An 8,107-nucleotide genomic window follows, 5' to 3' on the forward strand; every position below is an offset into this window, starting at 1 on the left:
CGCCCAGTTCCTCCATTTCCTTCGTGGTGATCACGGTTTTGGACACGGCGCTCTCGCGCCGTTCCTGCAGCGCCCGGATCTCCTCGCTTTCCTCGACGACGATTTCCCCGACCCGGTTGACCTCCGCGGCGAGCAGCGGCGCCGGGATCAGGGATGCCAAAAGCGCCATGAGCAACAACTTTCTGGACTGCATGTACGACCTCCAAAAGAATATGACTTTCAAATTCCCACAATGGACGCACGTATCCCTTGCAGGGAGACAAATCCGCAAACCACCAGGGCGAATCAGGTCAGACGAAAGGTGATGGGGATCTCCAGCACCACGTCGCCCAGGCCGTAGCCGTCGGGCGCCCTCAGGGGCGCGGCGTTGCGCACCGCGGCCAGGGCCGCGCGGTCGAGATGGCGATGACCGGATGAGGCAACGACCTCGATCTCCGCCAGCGAGCCATCGGGCAGGATCCGCGCCCGCACCAGGACGCTGCCCTGCTGTCCGAGCTGGCGCGCGGCGGAGGGATATTGCTTGTGGGCCTCCACCGCCAGACGCACGGTTTCGAGATACTCGCCCAGGCGACTCGCCGCGACCGGCGGCGCCGGAGGTGCCGGCGGTGCCACAACGGGTGCGGGCGGCGCCGGGACCGGTTCTTCCACGGCGGGTGCCGGCGCAACCGGCGGCGCGCTGGTCAGCGACGGCGCCGCGACAGCCGGCTCCGGCGCCGTCAGGGGCCGCGATGCCTGCACGGGCGGCTCGCGGGGCGGCGGGGGCGGTTTTTTTTCCGGCTTGGGCGGCGGCAGCGGCCGCACCTTGTCCACCGGCGGCGGGGGCGGGCGGACCGGCTCGGGCAGTGGCGCCGGCGTGGGAGCCGGCAGTTCCATGAGGCGCACGTTGATGCGCGCGGGCGCCTCCAGCCCAGGCATCTCCGACGAGACCTGGACGGCCAGGATCAGGCCGTGCAAGGCCAGGGCCGCGAAGAAGGCCAGCTGATTGATGCCGAGGCGTCTCATGGCTTTTTTTCCGTGACCACCGCGATGTTGACGGCACCGGCCTGCTTGGCCAGATCCATAATTTCCACCACCCGGCCGAAGGGCACACCCTGATCCGAGCGCAGGCTGATATCGCGCTCCACCCGTCCCGCCAGCATCTCGCCGAGGCGCGGCCCGAGCAGTTCCAGCGCAATCTCCGTTTCGTTGAGATGCAGGCGGCCGTCGCGGCTGATGCTCAGGCGGATCTCGGGCTCGCCGGCCACCTGGCCGCTGGCCGCTTCGGGCAGGTCGAGGGGCAGCAGCGGCTTGGCGAAAATCGAGGTGAGCATGAAAAAAATCAGCAGCAGAAAAACCACGTCGAGCATGGGGGTGAGATCGAGACCCTTGCGCTCGCGCACGTGCGCGCCGAAATCGATCATCCCTTGACCCCCAGATGCTTGGCGGCCTCGGTGCCGTAATGCTTCATGAAGTAGGCGAAGGAATCGACCTTGTCCTCGAAAAAGTGGTGCAGGATCAGGGCGGGAATGGCCACGCACAGACCGGCCACCGTGGTGATCAGCGCCTCCCAGATGCCGCCGGCGAGCAGAGAGGGATCGACGGCGCCGCGCGCCCCGGCCACCTGGCGAAAGGCCACCACCATGCCGAGCACCGTGCCGAGCAGTCCCATGAGCGGCGCGATGCGGCCGACCAGTTCGAGAATATGCAGATTCTGGTTGAGGCGCTTGAGCTCACTGGCGCCGCGCAGGGAAATCACCTCTTCGAGCAGCTCGCGTTCCACGCCGCGATGGCGCAACCCTTCGGCAAGCACCGCCGTGATCGGCCCCGGCGCCGCCTCGGCCAGGCACAGGGCCTGGTCGAAGTGCCCCTTTTCGATCAATGCATGAACCTGCTCGGGCGCCTGCGCGGCACGCCCCGCCCGGAAATAATGCCAACAGCGCTCGATACCGAAGGCCACCGTGAGAACCGAACAGACCAGGAGGGGGTACATGAGCGGCCCTCCCTTGAGAAAAAATTCCAGCATGGTTCAACCCTTTCCTTCCCGTGAACTCAACCCGACGAGCGCCATGGTTTTGAAAATCGTTGTCATGTTCATTGAGTCAACCCTGGACTGTCAAGAAAAAAATTGAAATCCGACTTCATTATCACAAGCCTCACATCGAGCGAGAGAGATGGACGCCGGCCAAGCGTTACGATATAACATTTACCATCTAGGAAGGTGGTGAAAAAGGTCGCGCCTCATGATTCCTTGGCGCGCTACGCCTGTTGGTGCTGGGCGGTGGCCCCATCGGCTGCGAGATGACCCAGGCCTTCGCCCGCTTCGGCGCGCAGGTCACCCAGGTGGAAATGGCGCCACGGCTCATGGGCCGCGAGGATCCGGAGGTGGCGGATTTCATTTGCGCGCGCTTCGAAGCCGAAGGCGCGCGGGTCCTCACCGGACACGCCGCTCAGGAAATCATTCTTCGGGAGGGGGAGAAAATCCTGGTGTGCGCGCACCAGGAGCAACGGGTGGAGATTGCCTTCGATGCCCTCCTGGTGGCGGTGGTACGGCGCGCCCGCACCCGCGGCTTCGGCTTGGAGGAACTCGGCGTGCGGGTGAGGGAGGGCGGCACCCTGGATGCCGATCCCTTCCTGCGCACCAACTTCCCCAACATTTTCTGCGCCGGCGATGTGACCGGCCCCTACCAGTTCACCCACACCGCCGCCCATCAGGCCTGGCATGCCTCGGTCAACGCGCTGTTCGGCGATCTCAAGAAATTTCGCGCCGACGACCGCGTCATCCCCTGGTGTACCTTCACCGACCCGGAAGTGGCTCGCGTCGGCCTCAACGAAAGCGAGGCGCGCCACCAGGGCATCGCCCATGAAGTGACCCGCCTCGACCTGGCGGAGCTCGACCGCGCCATCGCCGAGGGCGAGGAGCACGGCTGGTTGAAAATCCTCACCCCCCCCGGCAAGGACAAGATCCTCGGCGTCACCATCGTCGGCACTCACGCCGGCGATCTGCTCGCCGAGTACATCCTGACAATGAAGCACGGCCTGGGCCTCAACCAGATCCTCGGCACCATCCACCCCTACCCCACCTTCGCCGAAGCGAACAAGCTGGCCGCCGGGGCATGGAAAAAGGCCCACGCGCCGCAAAAACTTCTGGCGTGGGTGGAGAAGTATCACGCCTGGCGACGGGGCTGAGGAAACGGGCCAAAGGAAAGCTCAGCCGCCCCCGACAGGTCCTTGCCGAACGGATGGCGGAACCACGCGTCGGGATTCCGGCGGGGGAATTTGTTACTCCACCGTCACGCTCTTGGCCAGATTGCGCGGCTGATCGACGTCGGTGCCCTTGAGCACGGCGATGTGGTAGGCGAGTAGCTGCATGGGTACCGAGAGGATCACCGGCATGAGATCGTCGCAGGTGCTCGGGAACACCAGCACCTGATCGGCGTTGTCGCGCACCAGGGGGTCGTCGTGGTCGGTGACGGCGATGACCTTGCCGGCGCGGGCGCGCACCTCCTGCATGTTGCTGATGACCTTTTCGCGGGTGTCGTTGTTGGGCAGCAGCACCACCACCGGCAGGTTCTCGTCGATCAGGGCGATGGGGCCGTGCTTCATCTCGCCGGCCGGATAGCCCTCGGCGTGGATGTAGGAGATTTCCTTGAGCTTGAGCGCCCCTTCCAGGGCGATGGGGTACTGGTTGCCGCGGCCGAGATAAAGAAAATCGCCGGCGTTCATGTAGAGGCGCGCCACCTCCTCGATGGCTGCGTCCTGCTCCAGGGCCTCCTCGATCTTGCGCGGCAGCTGGACCAGTTCGTCGGTGAGGGCGCGGCAGCCGTCGGCATCCAGAAACCCGCGCACCCGGGCGAGCTTGAGGGCGAACAGCACCAGGGCCACCAACTGGGTGGTGAAGGCCTTGGTCGAGGCGACGCCGATCTCGGGGCCGGCGTGGGTGTAGATGACGCCGTGGCTTTCGCGGGCGATGGAGGAATCGAGCACGTTGCACACGGCCACTACCTTGCCGCCCTTACCCTTGGCCTCGCGCAACCCGGCCAGGGTGTCGGCGGTCTCGCCGCTCTGGCTGATGAGCAAGGTCAGGGTGTCGGGGGTGATGATGGGATCGCGGTAGCGAAATTCGCTGGCGATATCCACCTCGACGGGCAGGCGCGCCAGCTTTTCGATGAGGAATTTGCCCACCAGCGCCGCGTGCCAGGAGGTGCCGCAGGCGACGATGTTGAGCTTGGCGACGGCGCGCAGATCCTCGTCGCTCAGGGCCAGATCCTCGAGGTAGACATCGCCCTGCTCCTCGCGGATGCGTCCCGCCAGGGTGTCGGCCAGGGCGCGCGGCTGCTCGTAGATCTCCTTGAGCATGAAGTGGCGATAGCCGCCTTTTTCCGCCATGAGGGGCGTCCAGGTGATGGTCTTGGGCGTTTTTTGCCGGGGATTGCCCACCAGGTCGGTGAAGTGCAGACCCGCGCCGTCGACGATCACCATCTCCCCGTCCTCAAGAAAGATCATCTCGCGGGTGTGGCTGAGCATGGCGGGGATGTCCGAGGCCACGAAGTTCTCGCCCTGGCCCTGGCCCACCACCAGGGGTGAGCCGAGCTTGGCGGCCACCAGCTTGTCGGGCTCCTGCTCGCAGATGATGGCCACGGCGTAGGCGCCGCGCACCTCGGCCAGGGCGGCGCGCACCGCCGTCACCAGATCGCCGGTGGTCTTGTAATGCTCCTCGACCAGATGGGAGATGATTTCCGTGTCGGTTTCGGACTTGAAGCTGTGGCCGCGCGCGCGCAGGCTTTCCTTGAGATCGAGATAGTTCTCGATGATGCCGTTGTGCACCACCACGATGCCGCCCGCCTTGTGCGGATGGGCGTTGATCTCGGAGGGCCGGCCGTGGGTGGCCCAGCGCGTGTGGCCGATGCCCAGGCTGCCCACGACGGGTTTGTCACGCAGCTGATTTTCCAGGTTGATGAGCTTGCCCTGGGCGCGACGGATCTCGATGCGCCCGCCGTCGAGAGTGGCGATGCCCGCCGAGTCGTAGCCGCGATATTCCAGGCGGCGCAGGCCTTCGACGATGATGGGAGAGGCTTGCTGATGGCCAAGGTAGCCGACGATTCCGCACATGTGAGTTGACCCTTAAAAGTCAGGGCGCACATCGGTGCGCCCCTACGATGTAAATTTGGATCGCCGTGCGGGCGCACGAAGGCGCGCCCGCACGATCCCTATTCCTCAGGACTTTTTCTGCTTGGCGCGCTTGCGCGCCGCCCAGCCGTCGATGATCTTCTGCTCGGCGCGCGAGAGGGCCAGGGCGTCGGGCGGCACATCCTTGGTGATGGTGGAGCCGGCGCCGATGAGACTGCCGCGCCCGATGCGCACCGGCGCGACGAACTGGGTATCCGAGCCGACGAACACGTCGTCCTCGATGATGGTCTGGTATTTGTTGACGCCGTCGTAGTTGCAGGTGATGGTGCCGCAGCCGATGTTGACGTTCTTGCCCACCTCGGCGTCGCCAATGTAGGTGAGATGGCTGGCCTGGGCCTTCTCGTCGAAAGTTGCTTTTTTCGTTTCGACGAAGTTGCCCAGCTTGTTGCGCCCCTTGAGCACCGTGCCGGGGCGCAGATGGGCCATGGGGCCAAGGGTGCAGGCGTCGCCGATGCGCGCTTCGCTCATCACCGTGCCCGCCTTGACGTGCACACCCGCGCCCAGGATGCAGTCGCTGATCACCGCGCCCGGTTCGATCTCGCAGCCGGGACCGACACGGGTGGCGCCGCGCAGATGCACATTGGGATGGATGAGGGTGTCGGCGCCGATCTCGACCCCGGCGTCGATGTAGGTGCAGGCCGGATCCACCAGACTCACCCCGGCGAGCATGTGCGCCTGGTTGAGGCGCGCGCGCAGGATGCGCCCCGCCTCGGCCAGCTGGGCGCGGTCGTTGATGCCCATGGCCTCGGCCGGATCGGCGACGCTCAGGGCCCGCACCTTCTTGCCCGCGGCGCGCGCGGCGGCCACCACGTCGGTCAGGTAGTATTCGTTCTGGGCGTTGTCGCGCCCCACCCCGCGCAGGGCCTCGAAAACAAAGGGCGCGGCGAAGACATAGAGGCCGGTGTTGATCTCGCGAATGAGCTTTTCTTTCTGCGAGGCGTCCTTTTCCTCGACGATGCGCAGCACCTCGGCGCCGTCGCGCACGATGCGCCCATAGCCCTTGGGATCGACCATTTCGGCGGTAAGCACGGTGACCGCCGCACCTTCGGCGGCGTGATAAGCAAGCAAACGCTCCAGGGTCTCACGGCGAATCAGCGGCACGTCACCACAGAGCAGCAACAAATCGCCGCTAAACTCCCGCAGGGCGGGTTCGGCGCACAGCAGGGCATGGCCGGTGCCGAGCTGCTCCTGCTGTAAAGCGAAATGCAGCCCTTCGCCGCCAAGAGCCTGTTCCACCTCGGCGGCCTGATGGCCGACCACCAGAACCGCCGGGTCGCAGCCCAGGGCGCGGGCGATGCGCGCCGGGTAGGTCGCCAGGGGCAGCCCGGCCAGGGGATGGAGCACCTTGGCTTGTTCGGATTTCATGCGCGTGCCCTTGCCCGCCGCGAGGATCACCGCCGCTCGTTTTCTTGCGCTCATAAGCCCTCCACACCCCCGAGAATTAAGAAGATCCTCATTATGCCGCAAAGCCAGCAAGGCGTCAAGAACCACCTTGGGCCGTAATCCTGCATCCCATTTGGGTTTTGCATTCGTGGCGGGGCTTTATTATAGTGAAAAACGTGGAGGGATCATGAACGACCGCAGGCACATCGGGCCGGAATTGCTCGTTATCGAGAGAAATCTCAAGGAATTGCAGAGCCTCTACGAGCGCTACTTCGCCGGGGTGGAAAAACTCGAGCCGGTCAAGCAGCGCGAGCAACTGGCGCGCAGCCTGCGCCAGTTCGCCAATCGGCGCATCGTGCAGACCGACCTGCGCTTTCAATACCAGAATCTCGCCCAGCGTTTTCACGCCTATGCCGGCTACTGGGATCGCATCCTGCGCCTGATGGACGAGGGGCGCTTCGTGCGCGGCGCGGTCGCTCTGCCCAAACCGCCGCCGGAGGCCAAACCGGCACAACCCGCCACCGGCGCCGCCGAGGACGAGGTGGCCATCCTACAGCGCCAACTTCGCGAGGCGGGTGCCCGCCTCGGCGCCGATGACGCGCAGGAACGGGCACGCATCACCCGCTTTCTGGATGAACAGCGCCAGAAAATCCGCGCCGCCTTCGGCGAAAAAGCCGTGGAATTTCGCGTGGTGGTGGAGGACGGCAAGCCGCACATCAAGGTGCGCGCCAAGAAGTGACAAGGACCCGGCATGGCCCCTGAGCGTTCGAAAACCGCGTTGATCCTGGCCGGCGGGGGCATCATGGGTGCCTCCTACGAAATCGGCTGCCTCACCGCCATGGAGCGGCTGTTCGCGCCGGGCTTTTCGGTACGGCGGTTCGACATCTACATCGGGGTGAGCGCCGGATCGGTCATCGCCACCCTGGTGGCCAACCGCATCGCCCCAGCCGCGCTCTTTGAGGCCATCGCCCACAACCGCCGCCAGGTGTTCAATTTTCAGCGCTCGGACATCTACCGCATGGACTATGGCCAGGTGTTTTTAGCCTGGTGGCGCGCCACGCGCGAACTCTTCTCCATCTTCCGCGGCTATCGCCGCCGCCGCTGGCGCTTTTTCTCCGCCGATCTGGTTCACATCCTTCAGGAGCAATTCCCCGCCGGCCTGTTTTCCCTCGAACCCTTGCAGGGCTATCTGTGCCGCGCCTTTCGCGAGGAACGGATTCGCGACGCCTTCGACCAGATCCGCCCGGAACTCTACATCCCCGCCGTGGATCTCGATCGCGGCGAGCGCGTGGTCTTCGGCGAGGAGGGACAGCGCGACCTGCACATCTGCCAGGCGATCACCGCCTCCTGCGCCATTCCCGCCTTCTTCCGCCCCTATCGCATCGGCGAGCGCCATTTCGTCGACGGCTCCGTCGGCCAGGTCGCCCATGTCGACATCGCCATCGCCCATGGCGCGCGGCTCATCATCGTGGTCAATCCCCTGGTGCCCATGCTCAACGATCCGAGCCACGCCTGCCTGCCCTCCCTCTCCTACGGGCGCTGCTCCAGCATCGCCGAA

8 protein-coding genes and 1 pseudogene are annotated in these 8,107 nt (G+C 65.4%); 3 read left to right on the forward strand and 6 right to left on the reverse strand.

Features of this window, described 5'->3' with window-relative positions; translation table 11 throughout:
* The 4 genes from QAT43_RS12790 to QAT43_RS12805 form a co-directional block, all read right to left on the reverse strand.
* Positions 1-193, reverse strand: a 193-nt coding sequence (locus QAT43_RS12790; RefSeq protein WP_305043471.1) for a hypothetical protein, incomplete at its 3' end; no start/stop codon positions are given.
* A gap of 92 nt (positions 194-285) precedes the next feature.
* A complete protein-coding gene (locus QAT43_RS12795; RefSeq protein WP_305043472.1) occupies positions 286-1,002 on the reverse strand; it encodes an energy transducer TonB in 717 nt (238 codons plus the stop codon).
* On the reverse strand, positions 999-1,400 hold the full coding sequence (locus QAT43_RS12800) for an ExbD/TolR family protein (RefSeq protein ID WP_305043473.1): 402 nt from the start codon (positions 1,398-1,400) through the stop codon (positions 999-1,001). Before QAT43_RS12800 ends, QAT43_RS12795 begins: the two co-directional genes overlap by 4 nt.
* On the reverse strand, positions 1,397-2,002 hold the full coding sequence (locus QAT43_RS12805) for a MotA/TolQ/ExbB proton channel family protein (RefSeq protein ID WP_305043474.1): 606 nt from the start codon (positions 2,000-2,002) through the stop codon (positions 1,397-1,399). The genes QAT43_RS12800 and QAT43_RS12805 overlap by 4 nt, the downstream gene beginning before the upstream one ends.
* A gap of 236 nt (positions 2,003-2,238) precedes the next feature.
* Here QAT43_RS12805 and QAT43_RS12810 point away from each other — a divergent pair.
* Positions 2,239-3,165 (forward strand): annotated as a pseudogene (locus QAT43_RS12810) (dihydrolipoyl dehydrogenase family protein); the annotation flags it as partial.
* Between the two features lie 93 nt (positions 3,166-3,258).
* On the opposite strand, the gene glmS reads toward QAT43_RS12810, so the two are convergent.
* Positions 3,259-5,088 (reverse strand): glutamine--fructose-6-phosphate transaminase (isomerizing), encoded by a 1,830-nt coding sequence (gene glmS, locus QAT43_RS12815; RefSeq protein ID WP_305043475.1) that lies wholly within the window; start codon positions 5,086-5,088, stop codon positions 3,259-3,261.
* Positions 5,089-5,193: 105 nt separating this feature from the next.
* On the reverse strand, positions 5,194-6,585 hold the full coding sequence (glmU, locus tag QAT43_RS12820) for a bifunctional UDP-N-acetylglucosamine diphosphorylase/glucosamine-1-phosphate N-acetyltransferase GlmU (protein WP_305043476.1): 1,392 nt from the start codon (positions 6,583-6,585) through the stop codon (positions 5,194-5,196).
* Between the two features lie 151 nt (positions 6,586-6,736).
* Here glmU and QAT43_RS12825 point away from each other — a divergent pair, with 151 nt between their 5' ends.
* A complete protein-coding gene (locus QAT43_RS12825; RefSeq protein WP_305043477.1) occupies positions 6,737-7,288 on the forward strand; it encodes a hypothetical protein in 552 nt (183 codons plus the stop codon).
* Positions 7,289-7,300: 12 nt separating this feature from the next.
* Positions 7,301-8,107 (forward strand): patatin-like phospholipase family protein (locus tag QAT43_RS12830; protein ID WP_305043478.1); only part of this gene is annotated, 807 nt, incomplete at its 3' end.

The organism is Geoalkalibacter sp. (assembly GCF_030604225.1).
GTDB lineage: Bacteria > Desulfobacterota > Desulfuromonadia > Desulfuromonadales > Geoalkalibacteraceae > Geoalkalibacter.

Excerpts from the sequence above, each read along its gene's own strand:
- QAT43_RS12805 (WP_305043474.1), bottom strand. The coding sequence starts at position 2,002 with ATGCTGGAATTTTTTCTCAAGGGAGGGCCGCTCATGTACCCCCTCCTG.
- QAT43_RS12795 (WP_305043472.1), bottom strand. The coding sequence starts at position 1,002 with ATGAGACGCCTCGGCATCAATCAGCTGGCCTTCTTCGCGGCCCTGGCC.
- glmU (WP_305043476.1), bottom strand. The coding sequence starts at position 6,585 with ATGAGCGCAAGAAAACGAGCGGCGGTGATCCTCGCGGCGGGCAAGGGC.
- glmS (WP_305043475.1), bottom strand. The coding sequence starts at position 5,088 with ATGTGCGGAATCGTCGGCTACCTTGGCCATCAGCAAGCCTCTCCCATC.
- QAT43_RS12825 (WP_305043477.1), top strand. The coding sequence starts at position 6,737 with ATGAACGACCGCAGGCACATCGGGCCGGAATTGCTCGTTATCGAGAGA.
- QAT43_RS12800 (WP_305043473.1), bottom strand. The coding sequence starts at position 1,400 with ATGATCGATTTCGGCGCGCACGTGCGCGAGCGCAAGGGTCTCGATCTC.